At 51.3% G+C, this 25,133-nt stretch carries 22 protein-coding genes, 2 tRNA genes and 1 pseudogene; 10 read left to right on the top strand and 15 right to left on the bottom strand.

The window, feature by feature from the left end; all coding sequences use genetic code 11:
* Nucleotides 1-80 precede the first annotated feature (80 nt).
* From GUC46_RS12775 to GUC46_RS12790, 4 genes and pseudogenes are all read left to right on the top strand, one after another.
* Nucleotides 81-558 (top strand): annotated as a pseudogene (locus tag GUC46_RS12775) (glutathione peroxidase).
* Between the two features lie 199 nt (nucleotides 559-757).
* A tRNA-Val gene (locus GUC46_RS12780) sits at nucleotides 758-834 on the top strand.
* Nucleotides 835-838: 4 nt separating this feature from the next.
* Nucleotides 839-915 (top strand) — tRNA-Val (locus GUC46_RS12785).
* A gap of 170 nt (nucleotides 916-1,085) precedes the next feature.
* Nucleotides 1,086-1,808: a substrate-binding domain-containing protein gene (locus GUC46_RS12790; protein WP_160180247.1), complete on the top strand. Its 723-nt coding sequence runs from the start codon at nucleotides 1,086-1,088 to the stop codon at nucleotides 1,806-1,808.
* Here the strand turns inward: GUC46_RS12790 and GUC46_RS12795 are convergent.
* The 4 genes from GUC46_RS12795 to puuE form a co-directional block, all read right to left on the bottom strand.
* Nucleotides 1,795-2,547: an ABC transporter ATP-binding protein gene (locus GUC46_RS12795; RefSeq protein WP_003836510.1), complete on the bottom strand. Its 753-nt coding sequence runs from the start codon at nucleotides 2,545-2,547 to the stop codon at nucleotides 1,795-1,797. The two genes, GUC46_RS12790 and GUC46_RS12795, sit on opposite strands and share 14 nt — an antisense overlap.
* Complete coding sequence (locus GUC46_RS12800; protein WP_130714691.1) at nucleotides 2,544-3,548, bottom strand: iron ABC transporter permease; 1,005 nt, start codon at nucleotides 3,546-3,548, stop codon at nucleotides 2,544-2,546. Before GUC46_RS12800 ends, GUC46_RS12795 begins: the two co-directional genes overlap by 4 nt.
* A complete protein-coding gene (locus GUC46_RS12805) occupies nucleotides 3,535-4,590 on the bottom strand; it encodes an ABC transporter substrate-binding protein (RefSeq protein WP_048233656.1) in 1,056 nt (351 codons plus the stop codon). The genes GUC46_RS12800 and GUC46_RS12805 overlap by 14 nt, the downstream gene beginning before the upstream one ends.
* Before the next feature lie 180 nt (nucleotides 4,591-4,770).
* Nucleotides 4,771-6,033 (bottom strand): 4-aminobutyrate transaminase, encoded by a 1,263-nt coding sequence (gene puuE / locus GUC46_RS12810; protein WP_049002810.1) that lies wholly within the window; start codon nucleotides 6,031-6,033, stop codon nucleotides 4,771-4,773.
* A gap of 106 nt (nucleotides 6,034-6,139) precedes the next feature.
* Here puuE and GUC46_RS12815 point away from each other — a divergent pair, with 106 nt between their 5' ends.
* Nucleotides 6,140-7,615 carry a PLP-dependent aminotransferase family protein gene (locus GUC46_RS12815; protein WP_058842637.1) on the top strand — a complete coding sequence of 492 codons (1,476 nt, stop codon included), beginning with the start codon at nucleotides 6,140-6,142 and terminating at the stop codon, nucleotides 7,613-7,615.
* A gap of 43 nt (nucleotides 7,616-7,658) precedes the next feature.
* On the opposite strand, the gene GUC46_RS12820 is transcribed toward GUC46_RS12815, so the two are convergent.
* From GUC46_RS12820 to GUC46_RS12835, 4 genes are all read right to left on the bottom strand, one after another.
* On the bottom strand, nucleotides 7,659-8,867 hold the full coding sequence (locus GUC46_RS12820; RefSeq protein ID WP_160180249.1) for a cytochrome c: 1,209 nt from the start codon (nucleotides 8,865-8,867) through the stop codon (nucleotides 7,659-7,661).
* A gap of 3 nt (nucleotides 8,868-8,870) precedes the next feature.
* A complete protein-coding gene (locus GUC46_RS12825) occupies nucleotides 8,871-10,763 on the bottom strand; it encodes an FAD/NAD(P)-binding protein (protein WP_130714693.1) in 1,893 nt (630 codons plus the stop codon).
* A gap of 89 nt (nucleotides 10,764-10,852) precedes the next feature.
* Nucleotides 10,853-11,326 carry an ester cyclase gene (locus GUC46_RS12830; RefSeq protein WP_058842634.1) on the bottom strand — a complete coding sequence of 158 codons (474 nt, stop codon included), beginning with the start codon at nucleotides 11,324-11,326 and terminating at the stop codon, nucleotides 10,853-10,855.
* Nucleotides 11,327-11,337: 11 nt separating this feature from the next.
* Nucleotides 11,338-12,765 carry a gamma-aminobutyraldehyde dehydrogenase gene (locus GUC46_RS12835; protein ID WP_160180251.1) on the bottom strand — a complete coding sequence of 476 codons (1,428 nt, stop codon included), beginning with the start codon at nucleotides 12,763-12,765 and terminating at the stop codon, nucleotides 11,338-11,340.
* Between the two features lie 315 nt (nucleotides 12,766-13,080).
* Here GUC46_RS12835 and GUC46_RS12840 point away from each other — a divergent pair, with 315 nt between their 5' ends.
* Together GUC46_RS12840 and GUC46_RS12845 are read left to right on the top strand one after the other, a co-directional pair.
* On the top strand, nucleotides 13,081-13,806 hold the full coding sequence (locus GUC46_RS12840; RefSeq protein WP_003029304.1) for a FadR/GntR family transcriptional regulator: 726 nt from the start codon (nucleotides 13,081-13,083) through the stop codon (nucleotides 13,804-13,806).
* Nucleotides 13,807-13,830: 24 nt separating this feature from the next.
* Nucleotides 13,831-14,529, top strand: coding sequence for a cache domain-containing protein (locus GUC46_RS12845; RefSeq protein ID WP_003029308.1), 699 nt, complete (start codon nucleotides 13,831-13,833; stop codon nucleotides 14,527-14,529).
* Between the two features lie 21 nt (nucleotides 14,530-14,550).
* On the opposite strand, the gene GUC46_RS12850 is transcribed toward GUC46_RS12845, so the two are convergent.
* The 6 genes from GUC46_RS12850 to GUC46_RS12875 form a co-directional block, all read right to left on the bottom strand.
* Nucleotides 14,551-16,032 (bottom strand): APC family permease, encoded by a 1,482-nt coding sequence (locus GUC46_RS12850; RefSeq protein WP_121571709.1) that lies wholly within the window; start codon nucleotides 16,030-16,032, stop codon nucleotides 14,551-14,553.
* A 302-nt stretch (nucleotides 16,033-16,334) separates the two neighbouring features.
* On the bottom strand, nucleotides 16,335-17,237 hold the full coding sequence (locus GUC46_RS12855) for a dihydrodipicolinate synthase family protein (RefSeq protein WP_130714694.1): 903 nt from the start codon (nucleotides 17,235-17,237) through the stop codon (nucleotides 16,335-16,337).
* Nucleotides 17,234-18,949: a dihydroxy-acid dehydratase gene (ilvD, locus tag GUC46_RS12860; RefSeq protein WP_086504217.1), complete on the bottom strand. Its 1,716-nt coding sequence runs from the start codon at nucleotides 18,947-18,949 to the stop codon at nucleotides 17,234-17,236. Before ilvD ends, GUC46_RS12855 begins: the two co-directional genes overlap by 4 nt.
* Nucleotides 18,946-20,316, bottom strand: a complete 1,371-nt coding sequence (locus tag GUC46_RS12865; RefSeq protein WP_130714695.1) for an MFS transporter — start codon at nucleotides 20,314-20,316, stop codon at nucleotides 18,946-18,948. The genes ilvD and GUC46_RS12865 overlap by 4 nt, the downstream gene beginning before the upstream one ends.
* 19 nt (nucleotides 20,317-20,335) lie before the next feature.
* Complete coding sequence (locus GUC46_RS12870; protein WP_130714696.1) at nucleotides 20,336-20,998, bottom strand: 2-dehydro-3-deoxy-6-phosphogalactonate aldolase; 663 nt, start codon at nucleotides 20,996-20,998, stop codon at nucleotides 20,336-20,338.
* Nucleotides 20,991-21,890, bottom strand: a complete 900-nt coding sequence (locus GUC46_RS12875; protein ID WP_130714697.1) for a 2-dehydro-3-deoxygalactonokinase — start codon at nucleotides 21,888-21,890, stop codon at nucleotides 20,991-20,993. The genes GUC46_RS12870 and GUC46_RS12875 overlap by 8 nt, the downstream gene beginning before the upstream one ends.
* Before the next feature lie 193 nt (nucleotides 21,891-22,083).
* Here GUC46_RS12875 and GUC46_RS12880 point away from each other — a divergent pair, with 193 nt between their 5' ends.
* Nucleotides 22,084-22,815, top strand: coding sequence for a FadR/GntR family transcriptional regulator (locus GUC46_RS12880; protein ID WP_130714698.1), 732 nt, complete (start codon nucleotides 22,084-22,086; stop codon nucleotides 22,813-22,815).
* Nucleotides 22,816-22,908: 93 nt separating this feature from the next.
* Nucleotides 22,909-23,049, top strand: a complete 141-nt coding sequence (locus GUC46_RS12885; RefSeq protein ID WP_160180792.1) for a hypothetical protein — start codon at nucleotides 22,909-22,911, stop codon at nucleotides 23,047-23,049.
* A 50-nt stretch (nucleotides 23,050-23,099) separates the two neighbouring features.
* Here GUC46_RS12885 and GUC46_RS12890 read toward each other — a convergent pair whose 3' ends face one another.
* Nucleotides 23,100-23,993 (bottom strand): LysR family transcriptional regulator, encoded by an 894-nt coding sequence (locus tag GUC46_RS12890; RefSeq protein ID WP_160180254.1) that lies wholly within the window; start codon nucleotides 23,991-23,993, stop codon nucleotides 23,100-23,102.
* Between the two features lie 305 nt (nucleotides 23,994-24,298).
* On the opposite strand from GUC46_RS12890, the gene GUC46_RS12895 reads away from it, so the two are divergent.
* On the top strand, nucleotides 24,299-25,132 hold the full coding sequence (locus tag GUC46_RS12895) for an ABC transporter substrate-binding protein (RefSeq protein WP_003029319.1): 834 nt from the start codon (nucleotides 24,299-24,301) through the stop codon (nucleotides 25,130-25,132).
* Nucleotide 25,133 lies beyond the last annotated feature (1 nt).

Raw genomic sequence — 25,133 nt, forward strand, 5'->3', positions numbered from 1 at the left:
TACCATAATAAAAAGTCACTAAGCGAAGCCTATAACCCGCAGGCAATATGAGTAATGTGAACTTAATTGAGGATTCCGGTATGACCACCTTTCATCAACTTACTGCCACCAGTCTCAATGGCCAACCCATCTCGATGGCCGATTACGCTGGCAAACTGGTGCTGGTGGTTAATACCGCCAGTCATTGTGGATTCACGCCACAATAGCAGGCCTCGAAGTGCTCGATAAGAAGTACGCCGCACAGGGTCTGGTGGTGCTGGGTTTCCCCTGCAACCAGTTCGGTAAACAGGAACCTGGTGGAGCCGATGAAATCGCACAAACCTGTCACATCGACTACGGTGTGAGCTTCCCGATGTTTGAGAAAGTGGACGTCAACGGCGCTGGGACGCATCCAGTGTTTCGTTTCCTGAAAGATGAATTACCCGGCGTGCTGGGTGGATCAAGTGGAACTTCACTAAATTCCTGATCGGGCGCGACGGTAAGCCGCTTAAGCGTTTTGCCCCCTACACGACTCAAGAGAAAATAGAAGCCACGATCCTTGCAACGCTAAAAGACTGAGTGCTCATGTCATTCAAACCGTTCCCATTATGCCCCTGCCTGCTGCATGAATAAAAAACACGCTGCAAAATCAACAAAATATAATCAACTTGCTTAATTACTCTGCAATCGCGTGAGATCAGGAAGAAAAATGCCATTTCCCTCTTGCCTCATTCGGTCTGTGCCGCTAATATTCGTCCCCGTTGTCACCTACAACGTTGCGTTCATAGCTCAGTTGGTTAGAGCACCACCTTGACATGGTGGGGGTCGTTGGTTCGAGTCCAATTGAACGCACCATCTTGCGTCCGTAGCTCAGTTGGTTAGAGCACCACCTTGACATGGTGGGGGTCGGTGGTTCGAGTCCACTCGGACGCACCAAATCATCTCTTCGATTTGGTGCTATTTCCCTTCAAAACTATCGTTTTATCTTCGGTTTTATCATTTCCTACGTTGCTACAATAGCAATGCGTTAAATCATTCTAAATTCCATGCTCAACGCGTATCATTCATATTCTTCGTATAATGTCTTTCGTCAGAGCCCGGATACCATGCCCTCTTCCATCCTCCTGTTCGCCGCGGGCAGTTTACGCCCAGCATTTACCCCGCTGATAAGCCAGTTAACGCGCATGAGTGGAATAGACGTCAAGATTGAATATGGTCCGGCCGGTTTACTGCGCGAGCGTATTGAAACGGGTGAACCGTGTGCGCTCTTTGCCTCCGCCAACCGGGAACATCCGCAAAACCTGCTGGTACGTAATAAAGCCGTCTCAACGCACACCTTTTGCTGGAACAAACTGAGCCTTGTCAGCAACCGAATCGGAACCTGGCTGGATTTACTCCGCGACCCAACGCTGCGACCAGGTACATCAACGCCCGGCTGCGACCCTTCCGGAGACTATACCTGGGCATTTTTCGACAATATGGATGTACTGGAACCAGGACTCGGGCGGCAACTTCGGGCGCGCGCTATCCCACTGGTTGGTGGCCGTGATACGATAAAAATCCCGCAAGGAGAACTGGCGAGCGCCTGGATCCTGCGCCAGGGGCTGGCCGATCTGTTTATCGGTTACGCGCATTACGCACACGCGCTGCACGCGATGACCGACGTACATTACGTGGCTATTCCGGACGAGCACAATATTCGCTGCGAATACCAACTGGCGGTGCTTGAAGCCTCCAAAGAAGTCATGGCGCTGGTTGAATTCATACTTTCCCGCAGCGGTCAGGCGTTCCTTACCGCCGCAGGATTCTTACCGCTTAACGACGAATAGAAAACAACGGTGCGATAAATGGCGTAGGGTGATTCTCCACGCTAAGTTTTCGCAGCGGTAAGCCATAGGCCAGAAACAGATTCTCTTCGGTCACAATGCTGTCCGTTGGCCCTGCCCGCCATTTACCTTCAGGGAGTAGCAGCAAAGTATGGGAAGCAACCTGTAACGCATGAAGCGGATCGTGGGTCGAAAAGAGAATGCTGCATCCCTGTTGATGGGCCAAATCGCTGATGAGCTGGAGCACCACCTGCTGATTGGCGAGATCCAGCGCGGAACACGGTTCATCAAGTAACAACGTTTGACACTCAGTCACCAGAGCCCGGGCAATCATCACTAACTGTTGCTGCCCGCCAGAAAGTGAGCCAAATGAGCTGGAGGCAAGATGCGCAATACTCAACTGCTCTAATGCCTGCATTGCTCTTTGTTGATCCTGCTGGCTGGGTTGCGCAAAAAGCTTCACGTGCTGTGCCCGCCCCATCAATACCACGTCGCTGACCGTATAAGGAAACGGTAGATGGCTATGCTGTGCCACAATTCCTATCCCACCGTTATTTTCAATACTCCCGCCTAAAGCAGGCAGCGTGCCGGTTAGCGTATCAAGCAGCGTACTTTTACCCAGACCGTTACGTCCAAGCACGGCCCAGATATCACCTTTCTGGCAACAGAACGTTAGCGGCTCAAATAGCGGCGCGCGATACCCATAAGAAAGCTGATTTACGCGCAGTGCGGCAGGTATCATGAATTCTCCCGACAGTTGGTACGAATGAGCAAGAAAGCAAACAACGGCGCACCGAACAATGCGGTGATGATCCCCAGCGGTATCTCCGCGTGCATCAGGGTGCGGGCAATATCATCCACGACAATCATAAAACCGCCCCCCAACCAGAAGGCACACGGCAGTAGACGACGATGATCAACGCCCACCAGCAAACGCGCCAGATGCGGAATAACCAACCCAACCCAGGCAATACTGCCGCTGACCGCCACCTGAGCGGCGACCAAAAATGCGCAGCACACCAAAACGCTGCGTCGCAGAGGAACTACCGCCACACCCAGTGCTCTGGCATCTTTGTCATTGAGCGATAACAGGTTTATCCGCCAGCGTAGCTGGAACAAAACCGTCGCGGCGATACCGACCGGAACCGCCAATAGCAGTACTTTATTCCAGTTGGCCGTCGCGAAGCTGCCCAGCAGCCAGAACACAATATTAGGTAACGTCTCTTCGGTATCAGCCTGATATTGGATCAGGCTCACCAGCGCGGCAAAAAAGCCGCTCAAAATGATACCTGACAGGATCAACACCAGCGTATTCTCCAGCCCCTGTAACGCAGCAATGACATACACCAGGATCAATGCCGTCAGACCGAAGAAAAACGTTGACCCCATCATCAGCAAGGGTGAAAGACCGAGCAGGATGGCCAGCGTTCCTCCAAAGGCCGCCCCCGACGTCACACCGATAATATGCGGGTCGACCAGCGGATTATGAAATACTCCTTGCAACGTCGCCCCGCATAACCCCAGCGCGCCCCCCGCCAGCAGTGCCATCAGAATACGCGGTAATCTGACCGTCCAGATCACCTGGCTGGCTATTCCCCCAACGTCGCTATAGTGCGTCAGGTGGTAAAACACCTCGCTTAACGACAGCGGATATTGTCCGAGGCATAGCGAACTGACGCCCAGCAACAGGACCATAACGATTAAGAGCGGTTGCTGGGGCAAAAAACGGTTACTTAGCTGCATCAGACTGCCAGTTCACACGATAAAAACGCTGATAGTAATCTTGCGCCTGCGCATCAACGTCCACATCTTTATAGGCATCCGGATACAGTTTTTTGGCCATCCACAGTTCACCGATCGCCAACGCCTCCGGCATCGGATAGCCCCAGGCTTTGGCGTATTCAGGCATCAACCAGACACGATGATTTTTCACCGCATCAATCCCCTGCCAGTTCGGATCGTTTTGGATCTGAGTTACCACCTGCGGATAGCGATCCTGGACAAAAATCACCTGCGGGTTCCACGCTAATACCTGCTCCAGCGCAACCTGACGGGCCCCTTTCACACTGGCAGCCGCCACGTTTAATCCCCCCGCGTGCTGCATCATCAGTCCTGTGTACTTCCCGGAGCCGTAAGTCATCAGGTCGGGGTTAGCCATATAAATACGGACTTTTTGCGCATCCGGGATGTTTGCGACCGGCGCATTGAATTTTGCTCGTGCCGCAAAAACGTAGTCGATTAACGTTTCAGCCTGCGGTTTACGCCCCACGACATCCGCAATCAGGCGAATACCCTGCTTCAACCCTTCGTTGTAGACCTGCTCTTCATCGGCCATAGTCGGGTTCATTTTATTCTGTTGCCCGCCGGCATCTTTGCGCAATGAGATAGCCACGACCGGAATACCGGCGTTCTGAATCTGCTGGATCATCTCCGCGGGCGCATAGTTGGCGACAAACACCACCTGTGGATGAATTGCCAGCAGGCTTTCGATGTTCACGCTGGTGAGATCACCCGGCGTCGGCAATGTAGTAATCGTCGGCATAAAGCGCGCAAATTCAGGCCCGAGCTGTTTTTTCCAGCTCGACATAACGCCAACAATGTCCTGCTGGGCATTGAGCTGGACCAGAATATTCAACGTCTGGTGTTGCAGCACGACGACTTTGTCCACATGGTCAGGGATCGTGACCTGACGACCAAGCTGATCGGTGATCGTACGGTCGGCCTGAGCAGAAAACGCAAACAACATGCTGGCGCATACCAGCACAAAAGAGCGGAAAGTTAACATGGGATACCATCTGAATAGAGGAGTAAAAACGATATGCATTAAATTATATAACGCAATAACTGGCAACCCATTCGCGATAAATACCGCACTACACACGAGGAAGATCAATTTATGCCGGCAATAATAAAGCCGACGGTGATGACAACCGTCGGCTTTATGTCTTTTCTGCGGTATACGGGACTATTTCGTCGCCGCTTTGATGATCTGAAGCGCTTTGGCGAACTGATCCTGCGGAATCGTCAGCGGGTAAAGGAAACGAATAACGTTGCCATACTGACCGCAGGTCAGCAGCAGCAGTCCTTGCTCAAGGGCTTTCTTCTGCACGCGTTGTGCGGCGGAAGCGTTGGGTTCCCCTGTCACTGGATCACAGAATTCAGCAGCAATCATAGAACCTAAACCACGCACTTCGGCCAGTTCAGGACACCCTGCTTGCGCATCTGTCAGAGCGGCGCGCAGCTGTTCGCCGAGGGCCGCCGCACGCTGGCACAGCTGTTCATCATGAATAATGTCCAGTACTGCATGGGCCGCCGCGATCGACAGCGGGTTCCCGGCGTAAGTTCCACCCAGACCACCCGGCGCAGGTGCATCCATGATTTCGGCTTTGCCCACGACGCCAGACAGCGGCATACCGCCCGCGAGGCTTTTCGCCATGGTCATCAGGTCCGCTTTATCGGCGTAATGATCCATCGCAAACAGCTGGCCCGTACGGGCAAACCCGCTTTGTACTTCATCGGCGATCATCACGATGCCATGCTCGTCGCAAATACGGCGGATGGCAGCCACAAATTCCGGCGGTGCCACCACGAAGCCCCCTTCGCCCTGGACGGGTTCGAAGATAATCGCCGCAACCTGGGTTGGATCGATATCGGCTTTAAACAGACGCTCAATCGCTTTTAGGGAATCCTCCGTGGAAATACCATGCAATTCAGAAGGATATGGAGCATGGTAAACAGAGCCAGGGAACGGACCGAAACCTTTTTTATAGGGTGCCACCTTGCCGGTTAACGCCATCGTCATGTAAGTACGACCATGAAAACCACCGCCAAATGCGATAACGCCAGGACGCCCGGTATGTGCGCGTGCAATTTTCACCGCGTTTTCTACCGCTTCAGCCCCGGTGGTGAAGAATGTGGTTTTACGCTTGCCATCGATTGGCGCGACGGCGTTGATTTTCTCAGCCAAAGACACATAGCTTTCGTACGGGACAATCTGATAAGCCGTATGGGTAAAAGCCTGAAGTTGCGCTTCGACTGCCTGCACCAGGCGAGGATGGCGGTGTCCGGTGTTCAGCACGGCAATCCCGGCGGCAAAATCAATGTACTGATTGCCTTCGATATCGGTAATCGTGCTGTTTTCTGCCGACTGGGCATAAAAATCACACATCACACCCACGCCACGCGGGGTGGCATCCAGACGACGTTGTTGCAGGTTTTTATTGTTCATTCTCTACACCTTGTCCATTAATACATTTCGGTTGAATTACCCTTTAAATTTAGACGCCGTCTGGTACTTTAATCGAGAGCCAAATCGTTTTATTTTAAGGATCCAAATGCGTTCACTTGCCGGAGATGTGATCAAGCATGCATTTAGTCAGCAGACTGACGAAAAACTACATCGCCGCCTGTATGCCGCCATTTGTAGTTGCATCCTCGAAGGTAGCCTGAAACCGGCTACCCGAATGCCTCCGTCGCGTGACCTGGCAGGAGAGCTGGCGCTATCGCGCAATACCGTCCTGCGGGTTTACGAGCAGTTGCAGGCCGAAGGTTATATTTCTGCGCGTACCAGTAGCGGCACATTTGTCACTGACAGCGTGCTGGACAATCTCAACCTGCGTCCCAATAAAGAACCTGTTGCTGCCGCTCTGGAGGATCACACCCGCTTATCTGCCCGCTGCCTTGAGCTGTTAGGTAATGCCAGCGCCAGTCCCCGTCAGTGGGGCGCGTTTATTCCAGGCGTACCTGATGTAGAGCATTTTCCGCACCGGGTGCTCAAAAAAATTCAGGACAGGCTGGCAAGACGATTGCGCCCGGAGTTTCTCACTTACGATGCCGCAGGCGGTGTGAATGAGCTGAAAGAAGCGCTGGCAGACTATCTGCGCACCGCTCGCGGCGTGCGGTGTTCGCCGGAGCAAATTCTGATTACCGAAGGTATTCACCAGGCGCTGGATCTGGTGACCCGAACGTTATGCAACCCGGGCGATCACGCCTGGATTGAGGAGCCGGGCTACTGGGGAATCAAAAATATTCTGCGTATCAATGCGGTAAATTTTTCGGCTATTCCTGTTGATGAACAAGGTATGGTCCCGCCGGATGCAGGCGAAACACCGCCAAAACTTATTTTTGTGACACCGTCACATCAATACCCTCTCGGTTCGGTGATGAGCCTCAGTCGCCGCCGGCAACTTATCTTTCGCGCACGTGAAACGCGAAGTTGGATAGTGGAAGATGATTACGACAGTGAGTTCCGCTTTTCCGGCCAGCCGATCCCCTCTTTGCAGGGGCTGGAAGAAGAGACACCGGTCATCTACATCGGGACATTCAGTAAAACACTCTATCCCGCACTGCGACTCGGGTATGTCGTGCTACCTAAATCGTTAGCCGCTCCGCTGAAAAAGGTTCATAACGACCTCTATCGTGGTGGACATCTGTTGATTCAGGCCGCGCTGGCGGAGTTTATTCGCGAGGGTTATTACGCAGCGCACATTCGGAAAATGCGCCAACTATACAGTCGTCGTCGCCAGATGCTGGTAGAGCTTATCAACCGCCAGCTTGGTGAACATTATCTTGGTTCCTTCAGCAGCAACGCCGGGCTGCATATGATCTTACAGTTACCCGCAGGGAGCGATGACGCGGTCATTGCCCAACAGGCGAATGCGCAAGGGTTGTTGGTGCGCCCGCTGTCACGCTACTACGTGAATGAAGAGAAACGCAGCGGCCTGTTGCTGGGGTTTGCAAGTATTGAAGAGCATGAAATGACGGCGGCGTTTACCCGACTCGCGGATATTATCAGGGTAAACACCGTGTAAGCACTGCCGGATTGCGATGCAAGCACCTTATCCGGCATACTGTTTAATGTGATGCTTTTTTAATCCCAGCCAGATCTTCATGGCTTACTTCGCCATTCCCTTCACCCCAGGTCTTACGCACGTAATTAATCACGTCGCGCATTTCGTTGTCACTTAACATGCCTCCGTAGGCGGGCATCTTGAAGGAGATGCTGCCGCGCGTTGTCGGTGTTTCTGCGCCGTGGGCAATCACTCTGAACAGCGGCGTCGGGTCATCAACCATGACCAGCGGATTGTTGACCAAAGAAGGTGCGTTATCATCCGTACCTTTCCCTTCCAGACCGTGACAAGTCGAACAGTAACGGTTATAGGTCACTTTGCCCGCCTCAGGTGAATTCGACCAGGATGCTGTAGTCGCAGCAGCACGCACCGTTTCAGGCTTCGCGCTTTTCAGACTCAGCAGATATTGGGCGATCGCCGTGGCATCTTCGTCGGTCAGATACTGTGTACTCTGCGTGACGACTTCAGCCATCGAACCTGAAACCGCAGCATGCTTGCTCTTACCGGTCAGCAACAGCGATTTTAACGCCTGCTCAGACATTCCGCTGCCCCGCAGCGAAGGTGCATACCAGCCGTCAATCATCGCTCCGCTCAGGTACTCGGCATCTGCATGGGTATAGGCTTTTTCATTCATCGCCATACCTCTCGGTGTATGGCAAGAACCGCAGTGCCCGGGACCTTCCACCAGATAAGCGCCCCGTTTTACCAGGGCTGCGTTGTCATCTGGTTTCGCGCTATCTACTGTCGTCGCTGGCGCGTCGGTAAACAGCCAGTTCCAGATATGCAGTGGCCAGCGGGCGGAGAGTAGCCACGGAATGGCATTCTCTTTATTGGGTTGCGCAGACGGTGTGACATCATGCATAAAATAGCGATACAGCGCCTGAACATCCTCGTCAGAAAGTTTTGCATAAGAGGGATAAGGCATGGCCGGATAGAGCGGATGACCGTCTTTGGCAATTCCCTGGCGTACCGCCTTTTCAAAATCCTCGTATGAGTAATTACCAATACCCTGTGCCTTGTCCGGGGTAATGTTGGTCGAATAAATATCCCCCACCGGAGTAGGAAACTTTTTGCCCCCCGCCATCGCTGCACCACCTTCAGAGGTATGACAGGCGACGCAGTCTGAAATTCGCGCGATGTATTCACCGTTAGATTCAGCAGCGCTTACCGAAGCGGTAAATAAACAGGCGGCGAGAATGGTTTCGTTACGCATAGATCACCCCATATCCTTGAGTTCATTAACCGCACGCCATGCCTGATCGATTGCTGTGTGGGCATAAGCACTCCAGTCAGAATCGGAGTTAGCGATGGCAATGCGACCGACTGGCTGACGCGCCCGCTCGATAATTTCTGGCATTTTATCCATATCATCGAACAGTGAATTGGCGTAGTACGCATAGCCATGCGCCCAGCGGTTAACGGTAATGGCGGAGATATCGCGTTGATTATCAAAGCCTGTTGAGCCAAACATCTCCTGCAACTGGGAGCGAATCATCTCCTCATGCGCCGCAAAAGTGGTCCCCAGCAAATAGGCTCGTCCCAGGCGGAACTGCTCTCTGGCCGATAGGTTACTGCCCGGATAGGTCGGCACATAGACCATGTGAATGACCATCGGATCGTCCGGGGAGGCCGGATGTTGATACCCACCAATACTGACCGGATAGTCGAGCTTAACCCGGCTGTAAGGTGCAGCTGGAGAATAAAATTCATGTACGCCAAGCTGTTTGAACGCCTGCCAGTTTTTGACCATCACGTTGGTGTACACCAGCGGAGCCTTGACGTTCAGTTTGAGATCGGCCTGCTGCTGTTCCGGCATCTCAGGCACCAGATACGGGATCATCATGTTATAACCTGCCATGATGGTGTTCTTACCGCGCACACGGTGCATTTTACCGTCACGCAGATAGGTCACCACAACGCCATCCTGCACGTTGGCCGCATTAATCACTGTGCTGTTCAGGCGCAGGCGCGTGGTGTTTTCTGGTAGATCCAGCTTTTCATAATGTAATCTGGCGAGAACAGAGTCTTCCATAGTGTTACCCGGTAGCGCATCCGGCAGCATATACCTGACTAACAGTCGGGCCAGACCGGCGTTACCGTCCGGGAAATGGTAAACATACGGCTCTTCGAGGTCGGCCAGCGACTCTCCGTCCAACGGAGGTAACCCCATCCCTTCCATGCCGGGTAAGGCGCACGCCCTGGCATCGCTGCAGGAGATGCCTTCAATGCCGATGGCAAAGAAGTCATTGGAACGCTGCTGAAAATAGAGCAGCGCCATTTTGCTCAAACCCACTTTTGTTGCTAAAAATTCACTGTAGCTGTGGGTATCCAGCCATTCCATTTTCTCATCGACCGTCATCCCCGGAAGGTAATCGCCAGGGCGTACATGCAGGTCGATCAGCGCTTTTCTGTCGTTCTCACCTAGCGGAAAATCATTGATAAAGTCTTCAATTTTACGGCCATTGAGCCTGTCCGGCGGAATATCATCAGATACCGCGCGGCCCGGATCGCCGCTGACGATTTTTGTTACGCCAAAATTCTTCTTGTCGAAAAAAACCCCGCGACTGAGCTGCCAGTCGGGGTAGAAGTTTACGTCAAAACTCTCTTTTAACCGCGTGACGCTGACGCCCACGGTTTCCATCAGTTTTTGTACTTCAGGGCTGAAATTATGCGCGGGTGACTGGAATGCTTCGCTGCCGCCATAACCGAGTAATTTCTTGCCCGAGCTGGTAAATTCATTACGTTTGGCGTGTCCGCCAAAATCGTCATGGTTATCGAGGATCAGGATCCGGCTATTTTGCCCGGCAACTTGACGCCAAAAACAACCGGCAGCTAACCCGCTAATCCCGCCCCCAACAATCACCAGATCGTACTCTTCCTCAACGGGCAGAGCGTTTAAATCAAAATGCTTCTGCTCGCGGCCTAGCGCATGCGCCATTTCAAATGATCCAGGATGATTACCCCGCAGCCCTGTCAGCGCAGGAGGATAATAATTTCCATCTATAAATGCGTTTCCCTTTCCTGTCGCCCTGACCCACTCCAGCGGGGTAAGTCCCGCCGCAATAGTCACCGCGACGCCGTTGAGAAAATCACGTCTGGTAATTGCCATTAACTTTTTTCCTTATTGCTACACACTGCCTTTAATACGACACAAATAAGAGAAATACCCCCTTCTTATTTATAAAGGGGTACAACCGACTACTTCACTGGCTTTAACTCTTCATCCAGTTTTTTAGAATCATAATAATCACCCTGCCAGGTGATTTTTCCTGCTTTAACATGAATATAGCTTACGCCTTCAAATTTGATCGGATTATTTGTCGGCGGACTCCCTGCCCATTCACCACTATTTTTGCCTGAAAATTCCCAACGAAAGGCCACGGTGTCTTCGTCGTAGACGGGTTTGCCAACCATTTTCCAGTTCAGATCTGGCACCGCCTTAATAAAAGCGCCGATAACCTCTTTTTCCGCTTTTTCTCTCCCGTTTACCGGTTCACCCGCGGCGGCATCATAATAAACCGCATCATCCGCAAGATATTGAGCGGCTCGCGAAGCATCATGCGCATTCCACGCCGCCATATATTCTTTTACGGTATTCAGTGATGTACTTTCTGCAAGGCTATAGCCCGAGAGCATCACTAATGAAAGCACCGCAATTTTTACTGTTTTCATCGTAATCCTCTCTATTCAGAAATGTCACACATGATATGTTTCACCCGAGTATATTCTTCGAGTGAATAGGATGAGAGATCTTTGCCATAACCCGATTTTTTGAACCCGCCGTGCGGCATTTCGGCACACAGAGGAATGTGATTGTTAATCCACACCGTGCCAAAATCGAGGTCAATGCTGAAGCGCTGCGCGCGACCATGGTTACGGGTCCAGACGCTGGCGGCAAGACCATACTCCACATCATTCGCTTTGTGTAGTGCCTCTTCGTCAGTAGAAAACGACTGAATGGTCATTACCGGACCAAATACTTCATGCTGAATAGCTTCATCATTTTGATGCAATCCGGAGACAATCGTCGGCTCAAAATAGAAGCCCGGACCTGGCCCGGCGAGCCCACCGGTTTCAATTTTTGCATGTGCCGGTAAACGCTCAATAAAACCTTTCACCTGCTCCAGTTGATTCCGGCTATTCAATGCGCCGTACAGCGCATGCTGATCTTCTGGCGGCCCAAATTTGATACTTTTTGTTTTCTGGATCAGTTTTTCCAGAAACTCAGCATAGATGGATTGCTCTACCAGGATCCGCGTAGCCGCTGTGCAATCCTGCCCGGCATTGAAAAAGCCTGCCGTAGTGATTGTCGCAATCGCCTTATCCATATCCGCATCGGCGAACACGACTGCAGGCGCTTTTCCACCCAATTCCAGGTGTGCTCTGGTCAGGTTTGCCGCCGCCGAAGCCGCAACCTGCAAACCCGCGCGGACCGAACCGGTAATCGAAACCAGTGAAGCCTTCGGGTTTGAAACCACCAGCGAACCGGTGCTGGCTTTGCCCAACACGACGTTAAACGCCCCTCTCGGGAACAATGGTGCTGCCAGTTCAGCTAACAGCAGCGTACTGACTGGTGTGGTGTCGCTTGGCTTTAACACGACCGTGTTGCCTGCCGCCAGCGCTGGTGCAATCTTCCACACCGCCATCATGAACGGGTAGTTCCACGGCGTAACTTGCCCAACGATACCCAGCGGTTCACGACGGATGGTCGATGTAAACCCGGCGGAATATTCTCCGGCCGCCTTCCCTTCAAGACAGCGCGCCGCGCCAGCAAAAAAACGGATGGCATCGCAGGATGCCGCAATCTCCTCTTTCTCAATAAAATGGCGAAGCTGACCGGTTTCCTGACTCTGCGCGGTTACCAGTCGCTCAACGTTGCGTTCAATCTCATCAGCTAGCAGCAATAACGCCTTTTGCCGCTGTGCTGGCGTCGATTTTCTCCAGATGCTAAACGCCGCCTCCGCTGCTGAGTAGGCTTGCTCTACCTCCGCCTCGTTAGCGTTGGGAGAAATTGCGTATGTTTCACCATCAACCGGACTCACCAGTTCGAAGCTATCTTCGCTACTGCCTGCTACATAGTGCCCATTAATAAAATGCTTCAGGGTTTTCATGTTTGTCTCCTGCCAATTAATACATAAAGAATCTTATGTAATATATATATTGTAAAATTTTTTCAAATGCGCAACATTGACACTATGATAAGCCTCGCATTTTTAACTTAATTTTCACATTTGCATGGTAAGGCTTTTCATTGCCAACTGACGCGTTATGCTCAGCTCATCATGAGGTTATCGGGACACACATCCGCTTGTGCAGTGACGTTGCGCCCAGGCATGTAAAATAACTCGGCCATTCTTACCTTCCTTGCCCGACGGGCATGTGTTAAAAATGGTCGTTGTTTCAGGGAATTGAGTACAGAAAAGATTATGATTACTCACGCGGTCATATTTGCGCCTATCGGGCAGGTCAGTCGTTCAGACCAGATAGTCCAGCGCCTTTCAAATGCCATTATCACGGGGTTGCTGGAGCCAAAAGAACAGCTTCCCAACGAAACTGATTTGGCAAAAATGATGGGTGTCTCACATATCACTATCAGAGAAGCGCTAAACACGCTTCGGGCTAATAATCTTATCCATACGGTTCGTGGTCGTAATGGCGGGAGCTTCGTTTGCGAAAATATCGATGGCAAAAATAGCGCCCTGCACCCGTTCAAAGCGATCAGTACGGATTATCTGTCTGATCTGGGTGAAATGCATTGCGCCATTATTAGCCATAGCGCGAGGCTGGCTTCCCGACGGATGACCGGTGCGGATATCGCCAAATTTCGCGAGTTTGTCGAGGTACTCAGAAAGGCAAACTCACCTGAGCTGATGACCCAGGCCGATATGCGTTGTCTGCTGGCGATTGCTGCCAGTTCGCATTCAGCGCGACTGGCCAATCAGGAGCTGCAAGTTCAGGCTGAATGGGCATCACTTGTGGCGATACTTTATCGCACAGACAGTATTCATGCGGAAATTATCGCGCTTTATTCAGCGCTGGCCGATGCACTGGCTGCTCACAACGAGGCAGAGTCAGTACAGTTTGCCACACGGATCATCGACACGTTTACCTACTACCTTATTGAAAAAAAGCTGAAATATAACTCGAACTGACAATCAGTGAAGGCAGGACAGACAATGAGCTCTTCGACATCCCTAAGCGCATTAATCCGTAAAATTGATGACATTACTGTTTCTACCGTAGATTCTACCGTTGCGCTAGCGAGGAGCATCCATGAGGCGATTTCAGGGGTACAAAAGGCCTCAGCCGAGGTCGTCCTCGACCCATCAGTAAGATCCACCGTTCAACAGCACATCAAGCGCACGCTCAGTGACAACCATTACTGTTCAGGGGCGGGATTCGCCAGCCATATTGAGAGCACCGCAAACACAAAAGAGTACTGGTTGCTGGAGTGGTGGTATAAGAAAGATAACGGTTTGAGCCAGGCGCATCTGGATTTGGATCAGGCCACGCAACAACGACTGGATTTCAGAACCTTTGAGTGGTTTAAGCATTCTCCTCCGGCTGGCAAAGCCTATATCCACGGTCCCTACGTCGACTATATTTGCAATATTTCCTATACCCTAACGTCAGCCGTCCCGGTCTACTACAACGACCAGTTTCTCGGTGTTGCCGCGGTCGATTTGCTGGTCAGTCAGATAGAAGCCGAACTGCTCTCCTGCGCTCATCCTGATTATGTGATTCTGACCAATCTGGAAAACAGGATCATTTTCTCCAGTTGGCCACGTTTTCGCGTGGGTGAATTGCTGTCACCTGCAAATAGTACCGTGGTGTATCAGAGCGACTACTTTATCCTTTATCACTATCAAAACTAAGGGCCCGAAGGCCCTTAGTTTTTAGTTATCCTGCCCCATATTGAGCTTACTGGCGTATGCAATGGCATCGTTTTCCGGCGCCGCTGAACGACCAAACGGACGGGTCAGGAACATATAAATAAGTCCCGAGCCAACGACAATCGCCAGGCCGAACAGGACCGTCCAACGGTCAATGAAGTCGCTGCTGTCTGCCGGTTGCGCCAGTAACCAGATCCCGCACAATCCGTAAGCTAACGCCAGCACATTCACGATTACCCCCCAACCGCCAATGGTCCACTCCCCCGCCGGTTTCCAGCCTTTCAGGCGCTGACGCAACGCGGCAAGCACAACCATCTGGAACGAGATGTAAATCCCGATAACAGCAAACGCGGTGATACGTGACAGGTTATCTGGCTGGAAATAAACCCAAACACAGATGATCACTGGCAACAGGCAACTGACGACCATGGCATTATCCGGAACACCATTTTTAGAGATTTTGGCCATCCATTCACTTCCCGGCAGCATTCTGTCGCGGGAGAAAGAAAAGATAAGACGGCTTAACGCAGCCTGGAGAGACAAAATGCACGACAACATGGCGATAATCGCGACGACGATAAAGACAGTCGCGCCGGTTTCGCCCAGAGCTTCATTAAGGATTGCCGGGATCGGATCGGACGTTTTACCATTCACGATGCTGACCAGATTCGGTGAAGCCAGCAGATAACCCATAACAGAAATAATGGCGGAAATCGCGCCGAATACGATGCTTAAAATCATCGCCACTGGGATCTTTTTACTGGGATTCTGCACCTCTTCCGCAACGTTACCGCAGGCCTCAAAGCCAAAGAACATAAACAGTCCCATCAGCGCAGCAGACATAAATGCGGTGGAATAGCTGCCGTCATGAGCCAGCACACCCATCGAGTCAAAAATTACAGAGAACGGCTGCGAACGGTGGAAAATCAGCAGATAAATCCCCAGCGCGATCACGCTGACAATTTCACACCAGAAACCAATTTTCGCCACCCGGGCCAGATTTTTAGTCCCGGACATATTAACCGCCATCATCAACAGCAGCAGCAGAACGGAAGTCACCAACATCGTGGCTGGAGTCTGACCATAGTGGAAGAGTGATTCAACAAACGTTGATGTATATTCCGCGATCGACGTAATGGTGACCACCAGTGCCCACAGGTAGATCCAGGCGGCAATCCACGCATATTTCTTGCCCCACAACCTTCTGGCCCAAGGGTAAAGTCCGCCGGTTATCGGATACTGGGAAGCGACCTCACCAAACACCAGCGCCACCAAAAGTTGCCCGCATGCGACGATTAAAATCCACCATACTGCAGGCGGCCCCGCCAGCGTTACGGCCAGCGCAAACAGCGAATAGACGGCGGTAAGCGGCGACAGGTAGGTAAAACCCAACGCAAAGTTTGAAATTAAACCGATCGATCTATTGAACTGTTCTTTGCCATCTTTTTGAAAATTATCGTTTTTCTTATCAGGTATCTGTTCCATATAGCTTTCTCTTTTGTGGAATAGTCGCAGGGTTGAACAATTAATGTATAAAAGATATTAAGTTATATGTATAGTGATTTTGTCGCAGATTTGTTAAAAATGATCGCGCATCACATTGCTACAAAATCTGGAGCTTGCGATAAAACGTAAACATATATTTAACAATTGGATTTGATGTGAGAGGTGGTGAAGACACAGAAATGATGCTTTTAGGCATAGTACAGTTGCACCGGATCAAGATTTTAGATCCGGTGCATAGCATATGGTTAAAACGTTTTGCTCATACCTCTATTTCGTATTACTCATGCCGATAAATTGAACTGTGAAATGAAGTTATCGATGTGGTTTACATCGTCATTCGTTAATGACCAACCCGGCTTTCGGCAATAATCATCAGCGATAATCCCGCGTCGTTGTAATATTGTCTTTTCAACCTGGATAATATACTCACAGTGCTGCATCCAGCGCTGAATGTACGGTAATAGTGCCTCATGTAATTGCGCCGCCTGTTGATGCTCCCCTGCCAGCCAGTAACGATAAATTCGCACATAAATTTCGCTAAATGAGCAGCCAGGCATTACACCTTTGCCCCCTACCTCAAGCATCTGAAGCATATACAAACCGGCATAACCGTTTAGCACATGGGCCTCTGGTGCCTGCTGCAGAAACTCACGGGTGTAATCCACTGGTGGATTGCATTCAATCTTAAACACTGCATGTGGATAGCGTTTAGCCATCTCAGCAAGTTGAGCTGCGGTGACCGGAAATCCGGTTTCTCCCGGCGCATACTGCACCATTACAGGAATGGTCACGGCCTCCAGCACTGCCGCGATATGCGCCTGTACGCTGGCAAGAGACGGCTGAAGGAAGAACGGCGGAAGCAGCATCAGTGCGTCGGCCCCCATACTCTGATACCGCCGCGCACGGCGAACAGCCAGATCGGTGCTGTGGTCGGTGACCGACAGCGTACGAAATACTCTTTTATTCGCTAATTCAGCAATAAAAATTTCCGCCAACTGCAACCGTTCGCTGTCGTCGAGCTTTGGAAACTCACTGGCAATACCAAACAGCGTCAGTCCGTTAACACCCACGTCCGAAAGGTGGGCCAGCAGACGGCGAAAACTCGTAAAATCGACTTCACCCTGTGGCGTAAACGGCATTGCTACAATGGGATTAACGCCCTGAATTTTTGTAACCGTTGTCATGACAAATCCTCTCTGTCCGCCAGTACCGCGCCTTGCGCCGCCGGTAGCGCCCAACGACGATAAAGTCGCAAGAATCCACGAGGTACCTCTTTATGCACCAGGTGACAGCTTTTTTGACGCTCATCCAGCACAGCATCCGCTACATTCAACGTTAATGTACGCTGCGGAATATCAATACTGATTGAGTCACCCGTTTCCACCAATGCCAGTACCCCGCCGTCGCTGGCTTCTGGAGAAATATGTCCCACGAACAACCCGCGGTTCGAACCGGAAAAACGCCCATCGGTGATCAACGCACAGGAGTCAGAGAGATTCATTCCTTCAAGGAATTTCATCGGTTTGTACATCTCCGGCATACCCGGTCCGCCCTTTGGTCCTTCATAGCGCAGAACCAATACACTACCCGACTGAATATCACCGGAGAGAATGGACTCAACGGCCTCATCTTCGCTGTTGAACACCACCGCAGGCCCGGTAAAGACCATTAAATGGTCCGGAACAGCAGCGGGTTTCACTACACAACCCATCGGTGACAGGTTGCCGTGTAGCACAGCAACCCCCGACTCATTACGTACAGGAATGGCCAGAGTATGAATAACTTCCGGGCGCCGAGTAGAGGGAACATTCATTAGCCATTCCCCTTTTTTCTGTCCGTTAACCGTCAGGCAATTGAGATCCAGTAAATTAGCGATCTCTTTTTCAACTGCCGCAACACCCCCTGCCTCCCAAAAATCGATCATATCGTATTCAGATGCCGGATAGAGCGAAGCAACCAGTGGCACCTGATGACTCAGCTCATCAAATTCAGCCAGCGGCAGATGACCCAGCTCGGCTTCATAATAAATAGCCTGCAGATGGAGAATGGCGTTGGTGGAGCCGCCTGTCGCCAACAGATAGGCCATCGCATTGCGGATTGATTCGCGTGTAATAATTTGTCGCGCATTCACACCGCGCTTTACCAGATCCACCGCGGTCATTCCTGTCGCAAAGGCGCACTCGCGGCGTTCGCGTGAAATTGCGGGCAGCATACTACTACCAGGCAAGCTCATACCCAGCACTTCCGCAATACAGCACATCGTATTGGCGGTTCCGTACATCGTGCAGGAGCCGTGCCCCGGTTCGGCAATATCTTCAATATGACGGAACTCGGCCTCATCAATTTCACCGCGACGTTTCCAGCCAATTGCTTCGGTGACGATATTGCCGTCCCAGTGTTTACCTTTGTATTCGGCGGGATACATTGGCCCACCGTTTACCAAAATAGCAGGAATATCAAGGCGCGCAGCAGCCATCAGCATAGCGGGGACAATTTTGTCGCACGATCCCAGCAACACCATGCCATCGAAGCGGTGGGCCCGCATCATTACTTCGATCGAGCTGGCGATGATTTCGCGTGCCGCCAGAATATAGCGCATACCAAGGTGTCCTTCGGCAATGCCATCGCAAGGGGCAATGGTGCCAAACACCATCCCCACTCCACCTGCTTCATCAATGCCTTTTAACACATGTGCGGTCAGTTCATTCAAATTGGCGTGTCCTGCCGTCGCATTGGTATAGCTATTCACTACAGCAATTACGGGACGACGCAACTGCTCGTCCGTATGACCCATCGATTTATACAAGGCGCGCTTTAAAGCACCGTCATCACCACTGAGGATCGGATTGAAGTGTTCGCCACCGCAACCTGCACACCCGCTGCCACAGCTGCTCATATATGACCTCTTTTCGTTAATACGTTGTTTTCTGCCGGTTTCGTTGCTTGACGATCGCGAGGGTTAATCAATCGTGCCGGAATGAGGAAAATAAGCGGTGCGCAAAGCACCAGAAATCCCGCCAGAATATACAGTCCGCTGCTGGTGCTGCCGGTAGTGTCTTTCAGCCAGCCAAGAACGGTTGGACCAAAGAAGCCAGCCAGATTGCCAATAGAGTTTACTAACGCGATACCTGCCGCCGCTGCCGTACCGGAAAGCAATGTACCTGGCAGGCTTATATAGGTGGGAATCAGCGATAACGTGCCGGACATGGCTACGCAAATCCATGCCATCATCCAGAACGTGGAGCCTTCATTTAGCGCGCTGAACGTCAGACCAATGGCCCCGACTATCGCCGGAATCGCAATGTGCCAGCGGCGTTCTTGTTTCAGATCGGAGTGACGGCTATTCCACAACATACAGACCGCACCGAAGATATAGGGCACCGCTGCCAGCAGACCGATAGCAAAATCATCCTGTACGCCAGAGCTTTTGATAATCGACGGAAGCCAGAAATTAATACCGTAATAGCCAATGTTGAAACTGAAGAAAATCAGCGCCAGCAGCCAGACGAAGCGATTACGGAACATGGCGGACAAACTATGCTGCGGCATTCCCGCGTTAGCGGCGACTTTATCAAGCTGATCTTTTTGCAGATCTTGCTCAATCAACGCTTTTTCATCATCAGATAACCACTTCGCCGATTTCACGTCGTTATCAAGATAACGCAGCACCACGAAGGCCAACAGGAATGAAGGGATTGCCTCTACCAGGAATAACCACTGCCAGTTATGCAGATGGCCTACACCTTCAAACATTTTCAGGATCAGGCCTGAGAGCGGACTACCGATAATTGTGGATAGCGGCGTCACCAGAATAAACAGCCCGAGCGTGCGCGCCGAACGCCATGAGGGAAACCACAGGGTTAAATAGTAAACAATACCAGGGAAGAAACCGGCCTCTGCTACACCAAGTAAAAAACGCACAACGTAGAACTGTGTTGGCGTGGTAACGAACATCGTCAGTGCCGACAACACTGCCCAACTGGCCATGATGCGCGCAATCCAGAAACGGGGACCAAAACGCTGCATCAACAAGTTGCTTGGTACTTCAAAAATAAAGTAACCGATAAAAAAGATACCTGCGCCAATTCCATACACTGTATCGCTAAGATTAAGCGCATCCTGCATGTGGAGTTTGGCGAAGCCCACGTTTACACGATCGAGATATGCGAAAAAATAGCACAGGATTAAAAACGGGATCAGCCGTCGGGTCACTTTACGATAAACCGCATTTTTATTTTCAATATCGAGGGTACGCGTATTCATCTTTCAGCCTCTTAAGTTGTTATTGGCGCTGCGCTCTGCTATTAACCTGTTGCCATGCCTGAGCATAGGCCAACGCGTTATGCCGAACCTGTTCGCACTCTGTGCCCGCACGGTATAAGCCGCCGCCACAACCAAAACCTTTCGCTCCCGCCTCGCACCATCTTTGTAATTGTTGTGCCTCGGCAGAAACACCACCGACCGGCATGCAAACTACGTGAGGCGGCAATACCACGCACATAGCCTGCAGTATGTCCGGGGAGATCATTTCCGCAGGATAAAATTTCAGACCGCTGGCCCCAGCTTCCAGGGCAGTAAACGCTTCGCTCGGCGTGGCGACGCCCGGTAAACTGATAACTCCTCGATCTCTGCTACGGCGGATCACTGAGGGATTCATATTTGGCGAGATAATTACCTGCCCGCCCGCATCGACGACGCTATCAACCTGCTCTGTCGTCAGTACCGTACCCGCTCCGACGATAGCACGCATGCCGACGCGTTCGCGTAGCAGCGAGATAGAATCCAACGCGCGCGGTGAATTTAGCGGTACTTCCAGCCAGGTAAAGCCTGCCTCCAGCAATACATCACCAATTTCCGCAGCTTCCCCTGGCCTCAGACCGCGTAAAATCGCGATCATCGGAAGCGGCGTTTTCTGCCACATCGTGGCAAAGTCAAAACTATCCATAGCGTTTCTCTGTTAGACGTTGTTGAAGAGACTGCATTCCGGCGATAAAACAGCGATCGCCCTCTACGCAGCGTGTCTGAATACCAAATGCGTTGGCAGCCATCTGATAGCGACGAGTTAATGCCGCACTACCCACCAGCCAGACAGGACTGATGTTGTCAGTGGAAAACTCCAATCCGATCAGCAAACCGGAGAGATAGTCACTGACTGATTCAGCAGATAATTCCCCCGATAGACGCAACGTTCGGGTAGAAAAAAGGAGTTGGCTTAGCGCCGCGTGGCGTCGGGATGCTTCCACCCCGAGTAAAAATGCGCTGTCATCAGCCGCCGCATCAGGAAGGCCACGACCAAGCAGCGAGTGCGAAATCATCACCTGAAAAAGCTCGCCGGTCATATAAGTCGAAAAATCAACGATCTGTCTCTGCTGCATCCGGGCGTGTTTACTGTGTGTGCCGGGTAGAATCGCCTGGAAATTATCGATGCCTTCGAGTAAAGACAGTCCCAGTAGCTGAACCTCTTCACCGCGCATTACATCAGGCATGTCACCACGGGAGGATTTACGCAATCCAGGAATAATCCATGCTTTGCTGCCCCAAGAAGTCGTGAAACTTTTACTGTGCGCAAGCAGGCTATCGGCATTGGCGGGTACCGAACAATAGTCAACTTGATACCAGCCCTGCTGCGAACCCACCATCCCAGCCATTGCAACCATTGGCGTTCCCTCAGCAATCCACTCACCAAGTAACATTTTTAACGTCGCATCAAACTGCCCCGGCTCGACATGGAGAAGGCCGTAGCTGGCATTGCGTTTGTCCAGCACATCATCTCCTGCCATTAACCATGCGCGGAAATTCGACGTTCCCCAGTCGATTGCGATCCACTCCCCTTTCATCTTGTAACCTCAATTATGAAATCTTGTATGACAAGAATGTAGTTAATTTTACCTGAGCGATCTGTGAGCGCGATCGTGAAGTGAAACAAAACGTTTTATTTCGCAATCTGAAAGAACAAGAATTGTTGTTTTGTATTCGTAACGCTTTGTTTTGTGCGTACAATGAGGAACTTTCAAATTTTCAAGGCTGACTATGACGACCTCCCTGGCCACCATCTCTGAAACGATCACCCGCGATCTGGCGATGAAAATCATCCGCGGAACCTTGAGCGATGGGGAGATGCTCCCCGGCGAAAATGAGCTTGCCGTGCAATATTCGGCATCTCGGACCTCTGTACGAAACGCGCTGCATGTCCTGTCAGCAAAAGGTTTGCTGTCCATTCAGGCTAAGCGGCGCAGTACGGTCAATCCGCGCGAACTCTGGAGTTTTTTGGATACGGACGTGCTGGGCTGGATGGAGGAAGTGGGTATTTCACCTGATGTCGCCGAGCAACTGGTGGTCACGCGCCTGATGTTTGAGCCTAACGCCGCCTTTCTGGCCGCCGCCAACGCGACAGCCCGCGATTTGGCTGCCATTGAAGAAGCCTGGACCCTGATGTTACGCGGACAGCAGCAGGATCAGATTGCGCTATTCGAGGAAGGCGATCTAGCCTTTCACACCGCACTACTCAAGTCCTGTCATAACCCATTTTTGATGTCGATTGGCAACGCACTTTCAGCAGCCATGATGCTGTCGTTTAAACAGACGCAGGAGTCATCAGTGCGGGAAACAGAACACGCCGTTGAGCAGCATCGCCTGTTACTGGAAGCAATACGCCTACGCCAGGGCGTTACGGCGCGTGAATGCATGCGCGATATTATACTTAGCGCGGCAAACCGCCATTTGTGGACCACGCTGCCGGAAAAATATACGCAACTGATTTAGGGACGATGCTAAGTAGCAAGAATCGCTGCTGTTAAGCAACATTTTTGCAATATAATAACGCGATGTTAAACGCTGAACCTGAGCAGGTGAATGATGGAAATTGATCTCGATAATCTGGTCTTTGATGGACTGGAAGAAGCGCAAGAACGTAACGCTGAACGTCTGAAAGATGCAGACAAGAAAGCGCAGGAAATTATTGCTGATAATGACTGCGGCGACGCCTGCAAAATCTGATTTCCAAACCGGCGCAATGCCGGTTTTTTATTGCCTGTTCCCCCCCCACTTCAGCCCGTATACCGTAAGGCCTCAATCAGTTGCGCAAAGGCAGCGGTATGCTGTTTTCGGCTGGGATAGTACAAATAATAGCCAGGAAAAGGTTCACACCAGTCCTCCAAAACTTTTTCCAACGTCCCCTCTGCAACAGCCTGCTCGACGGTATCTTCCGGCACAAAAGCCAGCCCCCTTCCGGCAATCGCTGCGCTAATTCGCGGGGGTAGATTGTTAAAAATAAGCTGTCCTTCAACCCGCACGCGCAAATCTTGTCCGTCTTTAGCAAACTCCCATGCGTATAATCCGCCCAGCGTCGGCATACGCATGTTAATACAGCTGTGGTTTTGCAGGTCGTGAGGGGTTTGCGGTTTGCCATGGCGAGCAAAATACGTCGGTGCCCCCACCACTACCATGCGCCAGTCCGGGCCAATTCTGACGGCGACCATGTCTTTTTCTACCTGCTCGCCAAGCCGAATACCCGCGTCATAGCGGCCAGTCACAATATCCGTCAGACTATTGTCGATGGTCATTTCCACATTCACATCAGGGTATGTCTGCAAAAACGGCTCCAGCGCGGGCCAGACGGTAGATTGCAATGCATGTTCGCCCAGCGTCAGCCGTATGTTACCAGCCACCCGCTGACGGACATCGGTTAATGCCAGCAGCTCTGTTTCAATGTCATCAAAACGCGGGCTGATACTGTTGATAAGCCGTTCTCCGGCTTCGGTCGGCGCAACGCTGCGCGTGGTGCGGGTGAGAAGCCGTACATCCAGCCGTTCTTCAAGCCCGCGAATCGCATGGCTTAGCGCGGATTGCGAAACCCCAAGTTTTGCCGCTGCCCGGGTAAAACTACGCTCGCGCGCAACGATAATGAGATAATAGAGATCGTTAAAATTATCACGCAGCATGCTTATCCCCAATCCAAACCTGTTGTGACATATGGTACAGGTCTGGAGGGTATTCCAGTAAACCTTCTGGACATTAGCACAACTCAATCTTATTCAAGCGTGCCCTCAAACATAAACAAAATGCAAATTATTATCAGGCTTATGCACTATTTTACCTTTCACTCATGCATTATTTTTACCCGCTATTAACACATCCTTCACTAATAACATTTTGTATATAGATAAGAATTTTTTCTTATTTTGTCCCAACCGTAAGTTATGGGAGCGTAAAAAGCACAAACCAAAAACTACAGGGATTTCATACAATGATGGCTACGAAAACTTACCGCGCTAAAAAAACACTGCTGGCATTCGGCGTGCTGCTGGCCTCTGGACTTACCGTCTCGCAGGCTCAGGCTGACCAACTGGCCGATATCAAAGCCGCAGGCGTAGTAAAAGTCGCAACATTTGACGCGAACCCGCCGTTTGGCTCCATCGATGCCAAAACGCATAAGATTGTCGGCTACGACGTCGATTTTGCCGAAGCGCTGGCCAAATCTCTTGGTGTAAAACTGGAACTGGTGGCGACCAATCCGGCAAACCGAATTCCGTTATTACAATCTGGTAAAGCCGATTTAATCGTTGCGGATATCACGATCACGCCTGAGCGGTCGCAGGTAATAGATTTCTCCGTCCCCTATTTTGTTACCGGCCAGCAGTTCCTTGTGCCAGCAAAATCTCCGGATAAGCTCGATCAATACAGCAAAGCACGCATCGGCGCGGTAAAAGGCACTACTGGTGAACAGGCACTGCATCAGCGCTTCCCGCAGTCGCGCGTACTGGCCTATGACGATATCCCGCTGGCGTTAACCGCACTGCGCAACGGCAATGTTCAGGCCATCACCCAGGACAGTACGATTCTGGCCGGTTTATTAGGCGGTGCGCCGGATAAAGCAGATTTCAAAATTCTACCGGACCTGTTGAGCAAAGAAGAGATTGGCGTGGGGGTGAAAAAAGGTGAGCCAGCGTTGTTAAAAGCCGTTAACGATGAACTTTTGAAGCTGGAATCTACCGGGCAGGCGGCCAAAATTTATGATGTCTGGTTTGGTCCTGAAACCAAAAATCCACAAGCCCGCGCCTTTAAAATAGAAGCCAAATAAT

The organism is Citrobacter sp. LUTT5 (assembly GCF_009905315.1).
Lineage (GTDB): Bacteria > Pseudomonadota > Gammaproteobacteria > Enterobacterales > Enterobacteriaceae > Citrobacter > Citrobacter freundii.